This window comes from Eggerthella timonensis (assembly GCF_900184265.1).
GTDB lineage: Bacteria > Actinomycetota > Coriobacteriia > Coriobacteriales > Eggerthellaceae > Eggerthella > Eggerthella timonensis.
Genome location: NZ_FXXA01000002.1, coordinates 391,544 through 410,503 on the forward strand (window position 1 = coordinate 391,544; position 18,960 = coordinate 410,503).

The following is an 18,960-nucleotide window of genomic DNA, read 5'->3' on the forward strand; positions in this document are numbered from 1 at the left end:
AGAACCACGCCAAGAGCCACGAGCGCGGATATGAGCACCACTTCGAAAATACTCATCGCACGAACAACCTTCCGTCAAGATCGACCCCCTGAAACGTCATGCGGTCGATATGGCTGTCTGTGGGGCGGTCGCCCGTAGGGACAAAGCGGCCCGTTACTTTCCCGCCTGTAAAGGGATCCTGCTCGAACCGCATGATCGGAGCCATCGTCACCATGTCACCTTGCATCCCGCATACCTCTGCGATTTCCACGACGCGTCGCGATCCGTCGGGAAAGCGACGGACGGCAACGATGAAGTCGATAGCGTTCGCGATGAACTCGCGAATGGAGCGCACCGGCATGTCATGCCCTGCCAGCTGGATCATCGACTGCAGACGATCGACGCACTCGCGAGGGTTGTTCGCATGGATGGTGGTGAGCGACCCATCGTGGCCCGTGCTCATGGCCTGCAGCATATCGAACGCTTCCGCGCCACGACACTCGCCCACGACGATGCGGTCGGGCCGCATGCGCAATGCGTTGATAACGAGATCCATGATGGTGATGGTTCCTTTGCCCTCGGCGTTGGGAGGGCGTGATTGCAGACGAACGACTTGCGGCTTGTTGATATAAAGCTCCGGGGTGTCCTCGATGGTGACGATGCGCTGCCCGTCGGGGATGAACAGGGACAACGCATTGAGCAGCGTCGTTTTGCCCGTGCCCGTGCCTCCCGATATGATGATGTTCATGCGCCCGCGCACCATGCACTTCATGAACAGTCCCATGCGATTGTCGAAGGCCCCGATGTCGATCAGGTTGCGCGGCTTGAGCACGTCGTTGTGGAACTTTCTGATGCTGAGCAACGGATGGTCAACCGCGATGATGGGCACGACGGCGTTGACGCGCGAGCCGTCGAACGACGCGCCGGGACGATGCAAGATGCAGTCGCAGAGCGGCGCCCCTTCGTCGCAACGACGGTTGTCAGCTTCGGCGATGCGCACGATGATGCTCCGTATATGCTCGTCATCGAAAAAATGCTGATCGCTGCGCTTGATTTTGCCAGAATGCTCGATCCAGATGTCGTCGGGGCCGTTGACCATGATCTCGGTAACGGCTTCGTCGTTGAGCAGCGCTTCAAGGGGTCCCAGGCGAAAGAGGTTGTCCGACACATCCTCGGCAGCCTGGCGCCGCACCCCCTCGGGGCGCGTCGAAAACAGAGGATGCCTGTTGACGACGCCGCTCACGATGACGTTTGCGCGCTCCTCGTCCACGCGGTCGGATTCTCCCGTTAGGCGCAGATTGTTGAGCTCGATGCGCGCGGTTGCCATCGCCTCACGCACCATCTCGTCGAACTCGCGCGGAAGCATCACGCCTCCCCAGGAATCTCAGCGGGATGCAGCGCGAGGCGCACGCGCTCAGCGGCGGAAACGAATACGGCGTCTTCGAGCGTGAGCTCCAACGTAACGCGGCTGTATCCCTCGGTCTTTTCAGAGCCGAGCTTTTCATCGAGCGCGAGCACCCGCACGCTCGAGACGAGGGTCGACCACGCATCGTTCGACTGCGATATGACGTCCACCATGTCTCCTACGCGCAAGAGCGGCGATACCCCTGACGCCTCGTCAAGCGACAGCGACAGGGCCACATGGCCGTCACCAATCGCGGAGGCCAGAGTCGCCGGCGACGCCGACTCCCGCACAGCCGACGCGGAAACGGGAATCCCCGGGCTCAAGCGCACGGTCACGCGCTTCCCCACCAGCGTACCCGCCTCATCGATCGTCACGGCGTCGACGGGGATGAGGGTCATCGGAATCGCAGCCTCCGCAAGATCCGAAGCGCCGATAGCCTCGCCGGGAGCAATCTCGCGCGTCGCGACCAAGACCGCCCGTTGATTGGCTTTCTCGGAATCGATCAGTTCTTGCGCCTGCATCGTGCGATATGACGAGAACAGCATCGCGCCCACCGCAACGGCAATGGAGAAGCAGGCCACGATCACCAGCGATCGCCGCATGCTGTCGTACGATTCGCCTGCGTTGCGACGGCGACCTTTCCTCTTCTTCTTAGAACGATCCTGGGGCACGGCGGGCTCATCGGGTTCCGCTTTGTCGCCCTTTCCAGGCATGGCGAACCCTTCGCCCTCGAGCCAATCGTTATCATCGCGCATAGTCAACCCTTTCTTCACTTACCAAGCCGTGCGACCGACGCCCTCAGACGTCCCTGACGACACCGTCGATGGCAGCCCTCAGGCCTCGCGGGAACCCGCCATCGCTCAACGATATATTCGATATTCCGGCACCCGAAGTAGCTCCCCCGTCGAACGTCCAGACGGCCTTTTTACCGATAGCGACATCGCTTGGACGCCACACCACGTCAGACGAGGAGTACAGATCCGTCGTCCAGGCCAAATTGCCGGCAATAGGTATACTCCGTATACCTATCATGGAGAGGAACAAGGGCTTATACGAACCCGAAAGCACTAGGCTGATCCCCAAGACACGCCTTCCGTCGGCCAGCTGAACTCCGTCCGGAGTGCGATAACCCTTTTCAACCTCGTAAAACAAACACTCGGCTTGTCCGACGTAACCGTTTGCCGCAAGGGCTCGCTCGACGGAGTCGAACACCACCTGATCCGGCCGGTCGGCGAACTTGATTCTCTCGCCTTCGGAGAACACCGCATCTTTGACGACTTCGAGATGCTGCTCCTGCATTGTCTTCCCGCGGTTCGCTCCGGCAAAATCAACGGCAAGGCCGGCGAACGTCACCAAAACAAAGAGCAGGCACAAGAACAGCACCGCCACCTGCCCGCCCAGCGCGGAACGACGGGCGCAAGGACGCACGGGTGATAAACGCTTGTTACGTGATCTCATATTTCTGCCCAATCAGATAGGTTCTCTCCACGTGGCCCGACATGCTGGTCGAAGCACCAAGCGAGAGCAGGTCTCGATAGGTGTACGACACATCGGCTTGCACCTCGAGGGTCCTCATCTCCACGGTCGAACGCGTCTTGCCAAACGCCTGGGCCACGCTATCGGGATCAACGTCCTCGCGCGTAGCTGGCGGAACCGTCACCGAAGCCGACGTTACGCGAACATTCGAAGGATCCAATATCCCATCGTCGCAGAGCAGATTCTTGACCAGCTCCTCGTTCGACAGCGTCTCCCAGTTGGAAGGCAGCTCGCTGCCCAGCGACGTGAGACGCTGGGTTGCGAACGATCGCTCGAAAAAACTGAAGCTAGCCGCGAATATCGAAAACACCACGAGCAAGAACAGCGGCAAGACCACGATGAATTCGACCGAAGCCTGCCCGCAAAACGTTTGGACGCCCCTCGCCGAACGACAGAAAAGGTGCCGGACTTTTTCCATGAACACCATGTCAGAGCTCCCTGCCGATCGTCGCAAAGGCCATATACTTGCCTGTCACCTTGTACGTTCCGCCCCAACCGACGCCGTAAAAAACCGGGAACAGCGGCTCGATGGGCATCTTCACCTCCACGGTAATCTTCTCGCGCTTCTCTTTGATCGCTTGCGCCTTGTCCACCGCCCCATCGTCGGACAGCAGGCGCATCGTATAGGCCGCATCAGGCTCCCGCTCCTTAAGCAAGCTCACGGTCGAGCCGTTTGCTAATTGACCGGATAACTGTGCATGGGCAAGCGCGCTCGCCTCGTCCACTTCCTGCAAGGCGCCTCTCTGGGTTGCGCACCAGCGCGCAGTGTCGGACGCGACGGCTTGCGCCTGGCTCGACGCGGTAACGACGCGCGACACGTCAACGGCGATGAACATCAGCACGAAAAGAAACGGCACGACGCACAGAAACTCGACCGCAGCCTGCCCCTTGATACGATGCGAGCGACCCATGGATCCTCCCTATATGAACGCCGTTGCGGCAACGCCGGCTACGGCCACCGCCGGCGCGAGCGGAAGGCGCAACGACGTAACAGTTACACGGTTCTTCGCGCGACCTCGTAAGCCCCACAGGACGGATGCGATGCTGGCGAGCACCAGCACGGCGAAGAACACACCCAACGACGTAAGCGTCTGCGCGCTCGCGAGAGCTGCCGCAATCACCGCTACGAGCAGCACATCGCCTAACCCGCAAACCGCCGCCTGTCGGCTGACCAGCTCGAACATACGCGAGGCAGCCCACATAAACGCCGCCGCCCCGCATGACACCACGACATAGGCCAAGGGATCGCCCATCCCGAATGCGAGCAGCCCGCTTACAAACAGGAGCACGAGATGCGGCACAGGGACGATGCGAAAACGGGCATCCGCCATCGCAATAGCGGCAAGAGCAAGGCCGAAGACGAGAGTGAGAGGGTCAAGCGACAGAGCATCGAACGAGAATACTCCTCGCGCAATCGATGCCGCAGGGACAAATGCAAACAACATGAGCCAAGGCAAAGCGCATGAAAGCGGAGGGTTGTAACCACCTCGACCGTACGACGCGCGCTCTACCGTGTCGGCATCGATTCGCCCCATGCCGTTCAACGTCTTAAGCGTCTTCGGCGCTACAAGACCGAGAGCGGCTTGAGAAGCAACCGTCGCAAGCCAGTTGCTCTCGCACTGGCCCTCCCGAAGTGCTTCGATCTCCGCGGCGTCTTCGCGGTCGAGCACCGCGAAACGCAGCCTCTGGTAACCGTAGGCGCCCAGCCATGCAACGATCGCCGCGCCACATGCTCCTACGATCAAAGGTATCACGAGAACCCTCTTTTCCTCAGTCTCGAATCGCACCGTTCGAAAGCGGCTTCAAGGCGCAGATCCCCGCTCCCTTCCGGTCGAATCGTTGTATCTCGGCAATGAAAAGAGATCGGCTCAATCCGTTCGAAGGCGAATCAAGCCGATCCTCTTTCACGAACGCTTTATCAGCGCTATATGCTCTGCAAGAAATTGCCCAAATCGGTTATCTTTTCTCCCACGACGCCCTGGAGGGAGACAAGTCCCGCAACAAGCAATATCCCGATGAGCGCAACGATGAGCGTCCATTCGATAGAGCCTTGCCCGGGAAGCTTCGCGTCGGCAATACGAGCGCGCGCCATCGTTTTCATTAGAAATCGAGTCATATTCTCTCCCCGAGCCTCAAACAGCACAGCGCTTACGGGTTCACGCCGTTCAGGGTGGTGGTTACATCGTTGAGCTTTTGGTTCATGATGCCGGACAGCGCCGTCAGCCCCGCGATAAGCGCAATGCCGATGACTGCGACAATGATGATCCATTCGATGGATCCCTGGCCGGAAAGGGCCGGCTGAGAAAGACGCTCGCGACTCATCGCGCCTTGAACGATCTTGAACATGAGAATCTCCTTTTCTAGCTTGCATTTCGTGAAACCAAAGGATTCAACGCCATCAGTATCCAACTTCAACAATTTCGCAACAACATGAATCCCAATAATGAGCATCCCATGATCGAGACGCCCGCGTACTCTCGTCTGGCTTTCAGAAAGCCTGTTCAGACCAGGGTCTATTCCACAAACGGTAGCCCTCTCCCTCTGCCAGGACGACGCAGGCATCATCCTCTTGGCACCAGGCATCCATCGCTGTATCGTCTTTTGTTATCAGATAGTCGAACTTGTACTCGTACACCAGCTTTTCAGGCGATACCTCGCTCCGCAGGTATTGGGCGTATTCGGCCGCATAGTCCTTTTCGCAACCGGTAACCGTCGACGACCACAGCTCGGGGCGAGGATCCATGAACACCGGGTACCCGAACCATTCGAGGAAACCCCCGTCATTGAACGAGTTGAAAATCGAAACATCCTCCCTGCGCTCTGGAGCGATTCGTTCATTGAGCGCATCCACGGCGACAAGGGGCGTGGAAGGCGCGTCATCGATCTCCCACCGTTTGCTATCGGAAAGGAGCGCGACGCTCATCGTCATGCAGAGCGCGCATGCCGAGAACATGGCAGCGGGCATCGCGGCTTGCGCCCTTCGAGCAAGTGCGTGGACGTTTCCGCCTTTCCCGAACTTCGGCAGGTCTGTGCAACTACCGGCGAGCAGCGGCGAGACGAATAAAGCAGCTGCCACGAGGAAGAGCCACCCGTTGCGCTGATTCGCAAAAGCCAGGACCAACGTTCCCGCAAAAAGAACCAATGCTTGAAGATCGATCCTTCCCCTGCCCCGAAGCAACGCCAAGGCCACGCCCAGCGCTGCAAGGAGGAGAACGAGGGTTCCCGACAGGGACAGCAGTTCCGTTGGTTGAAGCTCGATGATGGGCATATCAGACGCCGGTCCGAAGGAGTAGGCCAAGTACAGCGCCCCTTGCATGCCGTACGGGTTCGCGACCGATGTCAGAAACATGCACAGCGCGGCGACAAGAATGGGGAGCTTCGGGTACCCGTAGCGAAGGAACACGCTTCCCGCGCACCGAGGAGGAGACGCGAGGTACAGCAAAGCCAAAACAGGGCCGAGCCACCAGAACGACGCATGGACGTTCACATGCAGCAGCGAGCAAAGCGGCAACACGACCAAGATTCCGGGCCGACCGCCCCGCTTATACTGCTCGAGCGCCAGCAATTCGACAAGGAGGATGATAGCCGATACCATGCTGGGCCTGACGGTGAACCAGGCGACGATAGCAGCACATGCGATGGAGAACGAGAGTGCATCTACCGCCCAACCCCCCTCCTTCGATGCGAGCAAGCGCGCCGCATGCGAGAGCAGCGCATAGAATATACAGCCCAGCGCGCCCGTTTGCACAGCCAGCCCTTGCATGCCGAACGCGTCCTTCACAACGTACAACTCCGATGCCAGCAACCATTGCTGAACGACCATGCGCATTCCGTCATGGAGAGCGAACGGGTTCTCGAACGGAATGCCGTTCTCGAGTATCTCCCTGCCCGTTGCGATGAGAAACCACAGGTCGTTGTTGTAAAAACCTTGCATCCCCAAGAAAAAAACGAACAGGACGGCAAGACTCTTGCAAGAAAGCCACCGAACCCGAGAAGGAGCTTTATTCACTGTATGCTAAACCCGGCGAAGCGAATGCGCGGAATCATCGTCTCGGACAATCAGTTCGAAAGCAAGATCAGTGCCCGACCGACAACTTGGATCATGTTGCAGTTCAGAGCATGGCATAGCAGGATGAACGCATACAGCGGAATGGGAGCTTTCGCATTCAAATAGCGAGACACGGTAGACCGGGGTATGCCCGTCGCGCTTGCAAGGTTCGTGCACGATAGCGATTGCTCGTGCGCCATCTTTTTGAGAACGAGGCCTATCGCTTGATTGAAGCGCTCGTAATTACCGACGATTCCGTACGCCTGATCCGCGGAAAAGCCCTGCGGGATGAGCTGCTCGAAAGCTGGAGGAGTCGCCCCTTCCCGAGGTTCTCCAACCATCCCGGAACCGGGCTTTTCTTCGATTGAAGAGAAATGGCGAAAGGTTTTATTCAGACAGGGATTCATATTGGCCACACGCCCGCCTTCCGCAGCCCTTCTCGGAATCGCAGGGAACGGGGCCGCTGCCGGAGCCAAGATTCCAGCAAGCTCTCTTTCAACCTGTCTGACCATATGCGCCCTTCAATCTCCAAGTGAATTACTTTGCTTTCCGAATTAATACCATACATGTATGGTATTTGCAATTATAGATCATTGCCACCTATATGTCACAAAAATAATAACAAATGGCGTAATGAGGGAAAGAATGCCTGGTCAAAAACGAAATTTTGATCCCCATAGTGCAGATGGCTTGGTTTTGAGCATCCCACATATGAGCACTTTAGAGTCAGGAAAGGAAAAAGGTTTTCAAACGACTATCATGATAAAAAGCGAGGCTTCGGCCTTTTGCCGAGCCCTTTGCTCTACCGCATCCTCGTTCGAAGGACCAGTCTCATGGCACGTTCCCGTAACGAAAAAAGAAGATTGCGCCGTCCACGCGAAGCCGATTTCTCGATGATCGAAAACATCCCCCTCGACCATGTCGAAATAGCGCACCTGCGCCTCAGGAGATTCAGGAAGAAACGGAAAGCTGCGCCGGCCGACATCGTATCATCAGGCGCGCGCGGGATGAAGGCGGCAATCCGAGGCGCAGTTGGCGTATGCCTGACGTTTTTACTGGGATACGTCCTTCTCACGCTCGTCAGGTAGCCAAAGGAGAGACGGAAGCATCGACCAACGCTTCCGTCTCTCACATACCGTATATTCGATTAACGGTTCCCTATGCCATAACCGCCGTGGGAAAACATCGGCGCATCTCAGTCCAAGTTGAACTCGAAATCAGATTCCCTGACTGCATGAGCGCCTCTCACCTGCTTCTTTTCGAGGATGCCATCCTCGTTATCCTGCGAAGCCACTCGTTTCTGGGCATCGGATACGCTCGCGACAAAACGACGATGACCTATCAGGGTGGCGTCATCGTCATCATCCTCGCGAATCGAATCGAAGATCGACGACAGCCACTCGGTCCACATGGAAGAATCCGATGCGGCCGACATGCTCGAGCCCTGTCGGGCAACACCGGCATCCAAGCGAGAGTTCTGCTCGATGATATCGGCCATTGAACCGTAGAAAGAATCTATGCGCTCTTTCATAGACTCGTCTCTACCTCTGATCTCTTCCACGAGGCGAGCATATTCCACCATGAGGCTTGCCAGTTGAGAGTTCTCGTTGTCGATATGGGATCTCAGGTTCTCAAGCGATCGACGAGCCTCGTCGGAATGCTGTGCAACCTGCTGCTGAGCCTCAGCCGCGATTCGACGAGCCTCCGCCTCTGCCCTTTCGATTATTCTATCCGCCTGGGCATTCGCTTGATCGATGCGGTTGGCGGACTCTTCCTTCGCTTTCACGTACATCTGCTTAGCGGCTTTTTCCAACAGAACGACGGACTCTTTTAGGTTTTTGCTCTTCGCTTGGTATTCTTCCTGAATCTCAAAAACGCGCTGCTGGTATTCCGCTTCATATTCAGAAGCGAGTCCCTCGGTCGCTTTCTCGCTCGCCTGCTGCAAAGCTTCTTCAATGCCCGTCTGCAGCTTCCGATCTTTTTCCTGCAATTCTTCTTTGAAAGATTGGTCGGCCTTTTTAAGAAGATCGTCATACAATTCCACTAACCGAGAGATCTGACCCTCAACATCCCCTCGATCATAGCCCCCGAAAAAGCTCTTTTTGAATTCCATGTTACTCAGAAAGCTTTTGATGATGCGCATCTCTGAGAGAGACTTTATTTCCATGGTTCCACCCACCTGTCTGCTGCAAAGCATACGAAATACTTTTTTATGATATACGGCATTCTCCCCACTGCAATAAGCATCCCATTATTGAGCAGGTCGCTATGGTGATTCCGCAAAAGCTGCACTTCAAGAGCTGAATCGTGTATGCAGTCCCACATATGGGACGTTTTCCAATGTGGACATGCAAAGCGGTATTCTGCGATATGCTTTTACAGCGATCACATTGAGCATTTGAGAAATGTTTGCCGACTTGACTGCTCTCCAAATACAAACGTTCGAGCGAAGTCAAGCGATGTGTAAAGTGAAGGAGGCAACCATGGAGACCATGGGTGTCATACGCAGCAGAAAATCCGTGCGAAGCTACACCGGAGAACCTGTGAGCGAACGCGAGCTTGAACTTGTACTATACGCAGCGCAAGCAGCTCCCGTAGTCATGGCAGACTACAACAAGTTCCATCTCACCGTCATTACGAATCTCGGCCTTCTATACGAAATCGAGCAGGCGGGCAGAAACCTCGTCCGCGGCACGTTCAGCCATCCTCTCTACGGTGCTCCGATGATGATCCTTGTCTCGGCTCAAATACACCCCGGACGAGAGAACACGATGTACTCAAGCGCCGCTATGATCGTGCACAACATGGCGCTTGAAGCAACCGAGCTCGGATTGGGCTCGTGCTGTATTTGGTATCCTATCGCGGCAATCCTCGTTTGCCCCGAAACCCTCGAACGTCTCAGCCTACCTGAGGGTTTCGAACCATGCTGCTCTATCATACTCGGCAAAACGGAAGAGGACTTTCCCGAAAGGCCCGTCTTGACCAATCGAATGCCGGTGCACGTTATCGCCTAACACAATCTCTCCGCCCCCGATTATGAGAGCCTGCAGGACCCAACGCGCCTCTGCGAGTCTTTGGCTGTTTTTCGCAGTCTATTGATATTCGCGCAGCGCGCCTTCTTTGAGCACGAGGATCACGCAGGTTCCGCGCCCCAGCTCGCTGTCCACGTCCATGTGCGTGCCGGGCCCGAAGTACCCGCAGATGCGATCGTGCACGTTCTTCACCGCAATGCCCAAGCCGCTCGACGACTCGGGATGCAGGATGTTGCAGCGCGCTTCCTCGGTCATGCCCACGCCGTTGTCGCACACGCGCACGATCACGTCGTCGCCCACCACTTCGCCCGTCACCTCGATGGTCAGCTTGCCTTCGGACGGCATGGCGTGACGCACGGCGTTCTCCACAAGCGGCTGCAGCAAGAACGGCGGCACGAGCATGTCCTCCACGCGCGGGTCCACGCGCATTTCCATTTCCACGCGGTCGGAGCCGAAGCGCGCCACCTCGAACGTGAAGTAGCGCTTCGTCTGCTCCATCTCGCGCGCGAACACGATCAGGTCGGCCGAGTCCTCGAGCGTACGGCGGTAGAACACGGCGAACTCGCGCAGCAGCTTGCGCGCCGTCTCGGGATCGGTGCGGATCAGCGAGGCGATGGTGTTGATGGTGTTGAACAGGAAGTGCGGATTGATCTGGCTCTGCAGCATCTTGAGCTCCATGCGCGTGGCCAGCTGGGTTTGTTCTTCGAGCGCCGACGCCGCCATCTGCGTGGAGAGCAGCTTGCCGAAGCCCTCGGCGATGGACTTCTGCGTCTCGCTGATGTGCTTCGCACGGCGGTAGTAGAACTTGAGCGTGCCTTCCACGTTGCGCCCCACCACAAGCGGCACGATGATGGCGGCTTTGATGTTCGACGTCCCGCTGGGAAAGCCGATGTCCTCCGGCGTGAACAGGATGCGCAGCTTGCCGTCCGCCAGGGTGGCGTGCGTCGCATGCGTTCGGATGATGCTGCCCGACGGGTTCTGCGCTTCCTCGAAGCCCGCATAGCCGAGGATCTGGTCCTTGTCGGTGATGGCCACGGCGATGGCCGCAGTCGATGGCAGCAGCAACCCGCAGATCTTCTGGGCGGCCGTGCGATCCATGCCGTCGTTCATGCAGGCCAGCGTTTGGCTGGCCAGCTTCAACATGGAGTCCGATTGACGCGCGCGCACCGAGTCGGGGTCCATGATAAGGCGGATGACCACCACGATGGACAGCGTGAACACCACGCCCGCGCACACCATGATGGCCACGTTGCGGTACGGCACCGCGATGGACCACAGCAGCACGAGGCCCGAAAGCGCCGTGACGGTGAACATGAACATCTCGAGCGTGAAAAAGCGCGGCAGCGCCGACTTCGCGTCTCTCGTCTCTTCCTGCATGGTACCTCCCGCGTTGCTCATCCGTGCCCAAGCAGCGCGCCTGAGCCCATCAGCCCAGTATACCGAATTCGTTGAGCACAAGTATGACGGCGGCCACAATCAGGAAGCCACCGAAGACGAAGCGCAGGGCAAGCTCGGGAACGACGCGCACGAGACGCGCGCCGATGACCGCGCCGGGGATGGATCCGACGACGATGGCGATGCCGGCCGTGTAGTTGATGTTGCCCAGCAGCGCCTGCTCGATGACGCCGGGGATGGCGAGTATCATCACCGCGATCAGCGACGTGCCGGACGCCTGACGCATCTCGATGCCAATAAGCGACAGCATGAGCGGCACCATGATGAACCCGCCGCCTACGCCCACGTAGCCGGAAGCCACACCCGCGCCCAAGCCGATGGCCACGCCGATAAGCAGCTGCTTGCGCGTGAGTTTGCGCGGCTCCGGATCGGCGGCCTGCGCCTGCGCGCTTGCGACCGGGTCGTCGAGCGCGTCGTCGTTGGCGGCGGCGTCGCCCGCGCGTTCGAGCGCGGCCTCGTCGACGGCCGCCGCGCTCTGCGCCGATGTCTGCTGGGCGCGCTTCTGCGAACGCAGCTTGAACGCCTTGCCCAGCATCTTCACGGCCGACCATCCGATAATGAGCGCCGCAGCCACCATGATCAGCCATGCAGGCGAGATCTGCGCAAGCCACACGCCCAGCGGCGAGGTGAGGGCGCCGCCGAGACCCGCAGCCACACCGAGGGACACGATGCACGTCTTGTGTCGGATATGGGACGCCGCACCCGAGATTGAAGTCGGGATGATGGCGAACAGCGACGTGGCGGTGGACATCACGGGGCTCATGCCGAACGCCAGCCTGAAGATGGGCACCATGACCGTGCCGCCGCCGATTCCCAACAATCCCGACATGATGCCGATGACCACGCCGACGAGAGCCGGAAGCACGAACAGGGCGAGCACGTCCATGATGCTACTCCGCCACGTTCAGGCGAATCTCGCTCGTCACGCCCGGGTCGATGCCGGCCGCGGCGACCGCCGCCTGAGCCGCAACGAGGCGTTCCGCGCCGTTGCCCGTGTTCGCCTGGCGCTGCGCGGCCGACTGCATGAGCGCTGTGCGCAGGATCTGGTCGTTCTCCATGCGCGCCATGAGCTCGGGCCACACGAACTGGAACTCGAAGTACTTCGAGCAGTTTCGCTGAGCGTACGTCGTCGCTTCGCCGGTGGCCGCCTTCGCCGCTTTGCGGTAGGCCTTCTTGTCGGGGCGCGCGAGGCTGCGCAAAAACGCCGTCATGCGGATGCGCTTCGTGATGCCGGCCTCGAGGAACGGACCCGGATAGGGCTCGAGCGAGGAGGGCTTCACCTGCAGCAGGTCGATCTGCGTGCGGCTGTACTCCATCTTGCGGTACTCGTACAGCCAACGGAAGATGTCCTGGCGGAAGCGCGTGCCCTCGCTTTCGGTCTCGGGGGGAAGGTGACGCAGGCTCCACTGGTTGTCGAACCAGATATCGGATCCGTACATGCGCAGGTCAAGCATGTAGTCCAAGTCCTCGCCGCGCGCGATCCACGGGTCGAACGACAGCCGCTTGAACGCCTCCTTGTGCAGCGCCAGGCAGCCGCCGCACGTGTGGTTGGAACGCGAGAGGCGCGGCCCGCGCATGGCTTTGGAAATCCATTTGTTGAAGGCCTTGCCCTGCTGCCAGAAGTGGTTGTACCACTTGTCCTGGCTCTTCGACAGGTACGAGCCTTCGGAATTGAAGTAGAAGCCGGTCTTGGCCAGGATGGGGATGCCCTTCTTCGTGAGCTTGCCCAGGCCGTACATGGCTTTCTGCAGGAAGTCGGCGTCGTCCACCACTTCGTCGTCGTCGAGGAACACCACGGAATCGAAGCCCAGCACGTCGGCCATCACAAGGCCCAGGTTGCGCACCGCGCCGTACCCGGACAGGCCGATCTCCTTCTGCAGCTTGCCCAGACCCAGCTGCTCCATGCGCTGCTGGATGAGCGCCAGCTCGGGCGCGCCGATGACCACGGTGTTCAGCGAGGGGAAGCGCGAGACGATGCCTTGAACCTTCTCGGCCGCCTGGTTCTCGATCGACGGCTCGCTGACCACGAGCACGATGATCTGGCCGGCGCCGCGCACCTTCTGCAACGACGCGAGCAAGCGCGGAAGCTCGCCGGGCTGCGAGATGGGGGTCGCGTGATCGTAGGTCGTGAGCACGCTGCCGCCTTCTTTGCGGCGACGCGCGGACACGAAGGTTGGGATCACAATAACTGGGTTCAATGCACGTCCTTCATTCGACTACAACTGCGCGGGCTTGGCCCAACCCCATATTGTAGCGATATCAACCCCAGGGTCCCCCCAATTCACCGAATCAGTGAAGCCAAGCGTTAAGATCAACGTGCGCTTCGATACGTTTTGAGAGGCTAACATGGGACGAGCGGCGGTGAGGGCTTACCTTGGCGCATGGCGCGCGCATCGTAGCCATAGGCGTGCATGCCTCATCTTTGCCTTTCACCGTATCTAATACTCGTATCGTTTGTGATACGTTCTTTCTTCGTTGACGCCCCCACCTGCGCCGCCCGCATCGAACGTGAGATCGATGAGCGTCCATGCGTCTTCGTGTTCCCCGGGAGAAAGCGATCTCCAGTCGGCATCGACGTACGCCTCGATCCAAGCGTGATACACGTTGTCGGGGGAAACGGTTCCCGTAACGATCTTGCACGGCACTCCCTGGCTTCGCAGCATCGCCGCACCGAGACTTGCATAGTCGAAGCACACGCCCTTTCCGAGGGCGATCGTAGCATCTGGATCGGGGACGTATCCGCTCGCATTGGCCAATTGCGCTGCTTTTTCCGCGTCGTACTTTATATTCTCGACAATCCAGGAATGCACGCGGCGGACCACCTCTTCCTCGTTGTTTACGGTGCCAGCAAGCTCGTTCGCCTTGCGCACCGAGGCGCTTTCATCGTCGAAAACGCATAGCGAGCTGGATGCGAGGAACGGCTCGAATTCGCTTTCCAGTTGGACCTCGACGTGCTTTTCGTTCAGCACCACATAGGAATCGCTGCTCGTGCTCAATGCTATGCGAAACGTGTAGGGTCCGTCTCCCATGCTGATGGGGGCGAAGAACGGCTCGCCGTCGCGGGGAAGATCGTAAGCGCAGCTTCGGTCGCCCTTGATAATCTGCAGCTTCAATCGGGTTTCCCCAACAGCGGAAGCCGCCACATAGCCTTGAGCGACCGACGAAACATCAAGCACAGCATCGAGGTTCGCAGAGGCACGTTCGACGTTGAAAAAGGTCTGTTCAGGGACGGTCCTTTCATAGCCCGGCTCCATTGAAACCTGCAACGCTTCTTTCGAGCTGCATCCCGACACCACGACAGCTGCAGCCACAACAAGCATCGTCATCGCGACGTAAGCGAACGAAACGAGTCCGCACGAGGCCGCCTTGTTCGTCGGATCATGCACACTCCTCGTTTTCATCCGCTTCCCTCTCCTCCCTTTCCAAACGCCGCATTCCGCTGTCTCAGATGGAAAACCCGTTTAGCTTCTCCTGCGGCGCCACGAGGCAGTCGTCAGGCCCGCAGCCTCCAAGCCAGGAAGCTTCTGCCCTGCCGCCGTCGATAGCGCTGTCGCACGTACCGCTACCATGTGCCAGACTGCTCAACGTGCAGATACCGAGTTCGTCCGTTTCGAACGAAGCCGCTACAGCAATTCCGGGAAGTGCGGCAGCGAGGGCACCTGCACGACCCCCTTCCGTCAGACACCTCCTCTCAACCCATTGCCAACAAGAAGAAAACAATTCGCACCAGCCAGCAACGATGCAGCCGACTTGCTTATGCTGTTACTTCAAGCAGATCGCAAACGACTTCACGAAACCTCGTTTTTACGCTGTTTGTTCTCGTATCCGCACGTAAAACGACACCAAATAGAGCCCTCACCTGAGGATACCATACATATATTGCCATACGTGTCTGGTGGTGTCTAGGAGACATTTGCTGAATAGTGGACTTATGGACGGACATGACAGGTATACGACCCCGGAACGATTCTCGCTCAAACTGGCAGATCGCTTACGCTCCTTGCGTGACGAACGCGGTCTGAGCCAGGAGAGCGTTGCCCACAAGGCAGGGATATCGACGTATACCTATCAGAAGTTCGAGAAGGGCGAATCGAAGCCAGGCACCCCGATGAATCCGCGTTTGTACACGCTACTTGCTTTAGCCGATGTGTTCGATATAGACGTGCGCGAGCTTCTTACGTTCGACGAAAATCCCTGAAGGAAGCGCCGCCGCAAACGGAAATCGAAATGTGCCAAAGCTAGCCTATCTTGAAAAACGAGAAAACGGGGGACCAACGTCCCCCGTTTTCTCGTTCAACGGTTACCTGAATCATGGGCGAATGCGCCGATTCCTACGAAGCAGCCGTTTTCTTCACCACGTTGAAGCGCTTGAGAGCCGAGAGCAGCGGAAGGCCCAACGCGTACATCACGAGCGCTTCGCCCAAACCGGTGGCCACCATGCCGAACAGGTACATGGGCAGGTACAGGCCGTCGAGCGCGATGGACGTGAACGGGATGGTGTAATATCCCAGGCCTTGCAGCAGAATGGGCAGGTACGCGGGCACGATGAGGGCGTTCGCGATCACGGGCCCCAGCAGCGCCAGCTTCGGGCGCTCGCGCATCTTCCAACACCACAGCGCGCCGAGGAACGTCGCCAGGCTGCCGAACACCACGTCGAGCATGCCGAGCGCTCCCGTGCCGTTGATGGCGAGCGCCATGAGGTTCGCGATGATGCAACCGATGGTGAGCCCGGGCACAGCCGCCGGGGTGAGCACCGCCAACACGCACACGGCTTCCGAGATGCGGAACTGCACCGGCCCCCAGGCCAAACCTTGCAGCGCGATGAGCGCGATGAGCGTGGCGGCCGCGTACACGGCCGCGATCATGCCCGCTTGGGCGACGTACGTCGTCTTCTTGTTCATGGATATGCTCCTGTTCTCCACGCGGCGCGAAGCCGCGGGCTTTGGGCAGCTCGTAATCCGCGAGTGCAGGGCCCAACGATGCAAACGCGGAGCCGTCGTCGAACGCAGGCGTGAGATCCACAGCCGACGAGGCCGTATGGCAGTATAGCAGATGAGGCATCTCGCGCGACCTGCGACCGCGGCCGCGCTCGCTCGGCTCGCGCTCGGCTTGGCCTCCGAACGCCTCGTACAAAACCTCGGAGTGGACAAAAATCGGAGTTTTCTTTATCTTTTTTCGGGGATAATCAAACAGTCAAGCTGCTGACCAGGCACGATGTGACCACCCACCGTGTCGCTTCCCGATTCTCGCTCAGAATCTAGCGAAAACTCCTGTTTTTGTCCATGATGCTTTTGATCATGGTTATAGGGAGCGTGAGCCACCCGGCCCAAGGAGCACCAACGGGCTGAGATCGTCGCACTTCGAAAGGTTGGCGTCGGCTACGCGGTCGCCGCCGCTTTTGCGGGGGCGCGCCGCCGGTCCACCAGCGCGCGGCGGATGCGGAGGACAGCGTAGCCGAGGAACACGACCGAGTACACGACCACGCTAACCTGCGCAGGCGCGCCGCCGCGCAACGCGGAGGGCAGCAGCATGAGCAGCAGATGCACGTACACGAGACCCCAGAACGGATAGGCCAGCAGCTGCACGCGCTTCCACGTCTCCTTTTTCATGCGCTTCTTCACGAAGTTGAACGAAGTCACGCCCAAGACGATAAGCAGCGCGAACAGCGCGAGCGCGACTGCCAGCGCCACGGCCACGTTCGTTTGCGGCAGACCGGACGACAGGCTGGTCGCGTACGAGGACAGATAGATGGCCATATGCCCCAGCGACAGCAGCCACGCCATGATGGAAAGCTCGGCGCGGACGGGACGAAGATACGACGCCACGCGCGAATCGCGCGCGAACACCCCGATGTACATGACGACCGCGAACAGCGCCGTGGCCAGGGTGCACTTGTGCAGCAGCACGAACAGCACGTCGTACACCGCCGCAGGCAGCTTCATGTACGAGCCAACCACGAACAGCACGTCGAGCGCGACCGCCAGCGCGTAGAACGCCGCCGGGCACGCCTTGAGGGGGCGCTTGCACGCGAAAGCGAATACCGCCGCCCCCGCCAAAACAACGATCGCCATCATGACCGTACCCCCATCGTCGTCAACCCGAGCCCGGCGAACGCCGCGTAGGGACCGTCCCCCGCAAGCTCCCGCGTGCGCCTCATGAACGCCGGCAGCCACGCCAGGGCATGCTCGTCCTCGAACGCGCGCAGACGTTCCGTCCAGCCGGCAGCGCTTTCGCCATCGTCGCCGCTCAACGCATCGGCGAGCTTCGCATACAGGTAGGACAGGAACTCGAACTCTTCGAAAACGCTGTCGCATGGCTCCCTGCGAGCGTTCTTCGCCGCGACGCCGGACTCGCGCATGCAGCGCTCGACGTCCATCGTCACCGGCGTACGGAACAGGGACGGAATACCCGGCAACCCGCGCTCTACATGGAGAAACGCGCTTTCGTAGGGCTGTACCGGCGTGTGTCCGCCCGGAGCAAGGTACAGACGCGAGTACGCGATCCGCATCTCGGACAGCAGATCGGCCGCCGCCGCGCCGCGCCACGAGCGCAAAGCGTCGCCAACCTGCCCGGCCTCGCTCTGCGCAACACCCGCATCTACCAGGCACGTGCGCGCGTCTTCCGCAATCGCGCCGTCGACCAGCCCATTCGCCACGCGCTCGTCAGGGTAGGCGAACAGGCACGATAGCAACTCGTACCCGTCGGCCTTCCCCACCGCCCGTCTGACCGCCTCTTCTCGCCCCATGAGTCCCCCTCGATTCGACATCTTCGCTCCGAAAACACGCCACAGCGCATGAAGCGTGTTTTCGGAGCGAAGATGCATCTGTCGGATGCCACGGCCAAAGGGAGCGATCCCCCTTTGGCCGTGCGCGCCGTTACTGCAAGTAGTATACACTCGGCTTCGTGCCGGCTTCCTCCTGAAGGAACATCGTCTCGCGACCCTCGATGGCCTTCGACACGGCCGACTCGGGATCGTCGAGGTCACCCCAGTAGCGCGCGCGGCCCGGGCACAGCTGCATGCACGCCGGCACCTCGTCGCGGTCGATGAGGTTCTTGCAGAACGTGCACTTCTCCACCGTGCCGCCCTTGTGCGGCGGCGCGTCGTACTCGCCCACCACGACTTCGAGGTAGTACTCAGGGCTTTTGATGAGCGTGCGCACGCCCTCGTACGGACACGCCTTAATGCACGACTCGCACCCGATGCACAGTTCGCTGTCCACCGACACGATGCCGGTCTCCTCGTCCTTAGTCGTCGCGCCCGTCGGGCACACGTCCAAGCACGCCGGGTTCTCGCAATGCTGGCATTGAACGGGAAGGAAGCTCATGGTGTTGGCGCCGTATTCGCCCGCGGCGGTGTCCATACTGTCGCCGCCGACGGTGCGCACGCGGTTGAAATGCACGTTCTTGGGCAGGTTGTTCGCCATCTTACACGCGGTCGCGCACGTGTGGCATCCGATGCAACGGGCCAGGTCGATGGCCATTCCATAGTGTGTCATAGTATCCCC

At 59.4% G+C, this 18,960-nt stretch carries 21 protein-coding genes; 3 read left to right on the top strand and 18 right to left on the bottom strand.

Annotated features, from left to right (window positions below):
• Positions 1 to 52: 52 nt before the first annotated feature.
• From C1A15_RS01695 to C1A15_RS01735, 9 genes are all read right to left on the bottom strand, one after another.
• Entirely contained in the window at positions 53 to 1,345 is a 1,293-nt protein-coding gene (locus C1A15_RS01695; protein ID WP_101720973.1) for a TadA family conjugal transfer-associated ATPase, read from the bottom strand.
• Positions 1,345 to 1,986, bottom strand: a complete 642-nt coding sequence (gene cpaB / locus C1A15_RS01700) for a Flp pilus assembly protein CpaB (protein ID WP_180952959.1) — start codon at positions 1,984 to 1,986, stop codon at positions 1,345 to 1,347. Before cpaB ends, C1A15_RS01695 begins: the two co-directional genes overlap by 1 nt.
• 196 nt (positions 1,987 to 2,182) lie before the next feature.
• Complete coding sequence (locus tag C1A15_RS01705) at positions 2,183 to 2,773, bottom strand: hypothetical protein (RefSeq protein WP_180952960.1); 591 nt, start codon at positions 2,771 to 2,773, stop codon at positions 2,183 to 2,185.
• A gap of 55 nt (positions 2,774 to 2,828) precedes the next feature.
• Entirely contained in the window at positions 2,829 to 3,347 is a 519-nt protein-coding gene (locus C1A15_RS01710) for a TadE/TadG family type IV pilus assembly protein (protein WP_101720976.1), read from the bottom strand.
• A gap of 1 nt (position 3,348) precedes the next feature.
• Positions 3,349 to 3,831, bottom strand: a complete 483-nt coding sequence (locus C1A15_RS01715) for a TadE/TadG family type IV pilus assembly protein (protein WP_101720977.1) — start codon at positions 3,829 to 3,831, stop codon at positions 3,349 to 3,351.
• A gap of 9 nt (positions 3,832 to 3,840) precedes the next feature.
• A complete protein-coding gene (locus C1A15_RS01720; RefSeq protein WP_146001786.1) occupies positions 3,841 to 4,674 on the bottom strand; it encodes a hypothetical protein in 834 nt (277 codons plus the stop codon).
• 394 nt (positions 4,675 to 5,068) lie between these two features.
• Positions 5,069 to 5,266: a hypothetical protein gene (locus C1A15_RS01725; protein ID WP_101720979.1), complete on the bottom strand. Its 198-nt coding sequence runs from the start codon at positions 5,264 to 5,266 to the stop codon at positions 5,069 to 5,071.
• Between the two features lie 142 nt (positions 5,267 to 5,408).
• Positions 5,409 to 6,854 (bottom strand): hypothetical protein, encoded by a 1,446-nt coding sequence (locus tag C1A15_RS01730; RefSeq protein ID WP_101720980.1) that lies wholly within the window; start codon positions 6,852 to 6,854, stop codon positions 5,409 to 5,411.
• 125 nt (positions 6,855 to 6,979) lie between these two features.
• Positions 6,980 to 7,480 (bottom strand): helix-turn-helix domain-containing protein, encoded by a 501-nt coding sequence (locus C1A15_RS01735; protein ID WP_101720981.1) that lies wholly within the window; start codon positions 7,478 to 7,480, stop codon positions 6,980 to 6,982.
• 321 nt (positions 7,481 to 7,801) lie between these two features.
• Here C1A15_RS01735 and C1A15_RS01740 point away from each other — a divergent pair, with 321 nt between their 5' ends.
• The gene (locus tag C1A15_RS01740; protein WP_146001787.1) at positions 7,802 to 8,056 is read left to right on the top strand and encodes a hypothetical protein; all 255 of its coding nucleotides are present in this window, start codon (positions 7,802 to 7,804) and stop codon (positions 8,054 to 8,056) included.
• Between the two features lie 107 nt (positions 8,057 to 8,163).
• Here the strand turns inward: C1A15_RS01740 and C1A15_RS01745 are convergent, their stop codons facing one another.
• The gene (locus tag C1A15_RS01745) at positions 8,164 to 9,111 is read right to left on the bottom strand and encodes a hypothetical protein (RefSeq protein ID WP_146001788.1); all 948 of its coding nucleotides are present in this window, start codon (positions 9,109 to 9,111) and stop codon (positions 8,164 to 8,166) included.
• 340 nt (positions 9,112 to 9,451) lie between these two features.
• Here C1A15_RS01745 and C1A15_RS01750 point away from each other — a divergent pair, with 340 nt between their 5' ends.
• The gene (locus C1A15_RS01750) at positions 9,452 to 9,982 is read left to right on the top strand and encodes a nitroreductase family protein (protein WP_180952961.1); all 531 of its coding nucleotides are present in this window, start codon (positions 9,452 to 9,454) and stop codon (positions 9,980 to 9,982) included.
• Between the two features lie 78 nt (positions 9,983 to 10,060).
• Here C1A15_RS01750 and C1A15_RS01755 read toward each other — a convergent pair whose 3' ends face one another.
• The 4 genes from C1A15_RS01755 to C1A15_RS01770 all read right to left on the bottom strand — a co-directional run bounded on the left by C1A15_RS01755 (position 10,061) and on the right by C1A15_RS01770 (position 14,856).
• On the bottom strand, positions 10,061 to 11,377 hold the full coding sequence (locus tag C1A15_RS01755; RefSeq protein ID WP_101720985.1) for a histidine kinase: 1,317 nt from the start codon (positions 11,375 to 11,377) through the stop codon (positions 10,061 to 10,063).
• 49 nt (positions 11,378 to 11,426) lie between these two features.
• Positions 11,427 to 12,341: a sulfite exporter TauE/SafE family protein gene (locus C1A15_RS01760; RefSeq protein WP_101720986.1), complete on the bottom strand. Its 915-nt coding sequence runs from the start codon at positions 12,339 to 12,341 to the stop codon at positions 11,427 to 11,429.
• A gap of 4 nt (positions 12,342 to 12,345) precedes the next feature.
• On the bottom strand, positions 12,346 to 13,653 hold the full coding sequence (locus C1A15_RS01765; RefSeq protein ID WP_101720987.1) for a glycosyltransferase family 2 protein: 1,308 nt from the start codon (positions 13,651 to 13,653) through the stop codon (positions 12,346 to 12,348).
• A 240-nt stretch (positions 13,654 to 13,893) separates the two neighbouring features.
• Positions 13,894 to 14,856 (bottom strand): transglutaminase-like domain-containing protein, encoded by a 963-nt coding sequence (locus C1A15_RS01770; protein WP_101720988.1) that lies wholly within the window; start codon positions 14,854 to 14,856, stop codon positions 13,894 to 13,896.
• A gap of 530 nt (positions 14,857 to 15,386) precedes the next feature.
• Between C1A15_RS01770 and C1A15_RS01775 the strand changes: the two genes are divergently transcribed.
• The gene (locus tag C1A15_RS01775) at positions 15,387 to 15,653 is read left to right on the top strand and encodes a helix-turn-helix domain-containing protein (RefSeq protein ID WP_101720989.1); all 267 of its coding nucleotides are present in this window, start codon (positions 15,387 to 15,389) and stop codon (positions 15,651 to 15,653) included.
• A gap of 133 nt (positions 15,654 to 15,786) precedes the next feature.
• Here the strand turns inward: C1A15_RS01775 and C1A15_RS01780 are convergent, their stop codons facing one another.
• The 4 genes from C1A15_RS01780 to C1A15_RS01795 form a co-directional block, all read right to left on the bottom strand.
• Entirely contained in the window at positions 15,787 to 16,356 is a 570-nt protein-coding gene (locus C1A15_RS01780; RefSeq protein ID WP_101720990.1) for a QueT transporter family protein, read from the bottom strand.
• A gap of 477 nt (positions 16,357 to 16,833) precedes the next feature.
• Positions 16,834 to 17,529, bottom strand: coding sequence for a ferric reductase-like transmembrane domain-containing protein (locus C1A15_RS01785; RefSeq protein ID WP_101720991.1), 696 nt, complete (start codon positions 17,527 to 17,529; stop codon positions 16,834 to 16,836).
• On the bottom strand, positions 17,526 to 18,200 hold the full coding sequence (locus C1A15_RS01790; RefSeq protein WP_101720992.1) for a TorD/DmsD family molecular chaperone: 675 nt from the start codon (positions 18,198 to 18,200) through the stop codon (positions 17,526 to 17,528). Before C1A15_RS01790 ends, C1A15_RS01785 begins: the two co-directional genes overlap by 4 nt.
• A gap of 130 nt (positions 18,201 to 18,330) precedes the next feature.
• Positions 18,331 to 18,951 carry a 4Fe-4S dicluster domain-containing protein gene (locus tag C1A15_RS01795; RefSeq protein WP_101720993.1) on the bottom strand — a complete coding sequence of 207 codons (621 nt, stop codon included), beginning with the start codon at positions 18,949 to 18,951 and terminating at the stop codon, positions 18,331 to 18,333.
• Positions 18,952 to 18,960: the final 9 nt, after the last annotated feature.

Excerpts from the sequence above, each read along its gene's own strand:
- C1A15_RS01695 (WP_101720973.1), bottom strand. The coding sequence starts at position 1,345 with ATGCTTCCGCGCGAGTTCGACGAGATGGTGCGTGAGGCGATGGCAACC.
- cpaB (WP_180952959.1), bottom strand. The coding sequence starts at position 1,986 with ATGCGGCGATCGCTGGTGATCGTGGCCTGCTTCTCCATTGCCGTTGCG.
- C1A15_RS01710 (WP_101720976.1), bottom strand. The coding sequence starts at position 3,347 with ATGGTGTTCATGGAAAAAGTCCGGCACCTTTTCTGTCGTTCGGCGAGG.
- C1A15_RS01715 (WP_101720977.1), bottom strand. The coding sequence starts at position 3,831 with ATGGGTCGCTCGCATCGTATCAAGGGGCAGGCTGCGGTCGAGTTTCTG.
- C1A15_RS01725 (WP_101720979.1), bottom strand. The coding sequence starts at position 5,266 with ATGTTCAAGATCGTTCAAGGCGCGATGAGTCGCGAGCGTCTTTCTCAG.
- C1A15_RS01730 (WP_101720980.1), bottom strand. The coding sequence starts at position 6,854 with ATGCAAGGTTTTTACAACAACGACCTGTGGTTTCTCATCGCAACGGGC.
- C1A15_RS01735 (WP_101720981.1), bottom strand. The coding sequence starts at position 7,480 with ATGGTCAGACAGGTTGAAAGAGAGCTTGCTGGAATCTTGGCTCCGGCA.
- C1A15_RS01740 (WP_146001787.1), top strand. The coding sequence starts at position 7,802 with ATGGCACGTTCCCGTAACGAAAAAAGAAGATTGCGCCGTCCACGCGAA.
- C1A15_RS01745 (WP_146001788.1), bottom strand. The coding sequence starts at position 9,111 with ATGCGCATCATCAAAAGCTTTCTGAGTAACATGGAATTCAAAAAGAGC.
- C1A15_RS01750 (WP_180952961.1), top strand. The coding sequence starts at position 9,452 with ATGGAGACCATGGGTGTCATACGCAGCAGAAAATCCGTGCGAAGCTAC.
- C1A15_RS01755 (WP_101720985.1), bottom strand. The coding sequence starts at position 11,377 with ATGCAGGAAGAGACGAGAGACGCGAAGTCGGCGCTGCCGCGCTTTTTC.
- C1A15_RS01760 (WP_101720986.1), bottom strand. The coding sequence starts at position 12,341 with ATGGACGTGCTCGCCCTGTTCGTGCTTCCGGCTCTCGTCGGCGTGGTC.
- C1A15_RS01770 (WP_101720988.1), bottom strand. The coding sequence starts at position 14,856 with ATGAAAACGAGGAGTGTGCATGATCCGACGAACAAGGCGGCCTCGTGC.
- C1A15_RS01775 (WP_101720989.1), top strand. The coding sequence starts at position 15,387 with ATGGACGGACATGACAGGTATACGACCCCGGAACGATTCTCGCTCAAA.
- C1A15_RS01780 (WP_101720990.1), bottom strand. The coding sequence starts at position 16,356 with ATGAACAAGAAGACGACGTACGTCGCCCAAGCGGGCATGATCGCGGCC.
- C1A15_RS01785 (WP_101720991.1), bottom strand. The coding sequence starts at position 17,529 with ATGATGGCGATCGTTGTTTTGGCGGGGGCGGCGGTATTCGCTTTCGCG.
- C1A15_RS01790 (WP_101720992.1), bottom strand. The coding sequence starts at position 18,200 with ATGGGGCGAGAAGAGGCGGTCAGACGGGCGGTGGGGAAGGCCGACGGG.
- C1A15_RS01795 (WP_101720993.1), bottom strand. The coding sequence starts at position 18,951 with ATGACACACTATGGAATGGCCATCGACCTGGCCCGTTGCATCGGATGC.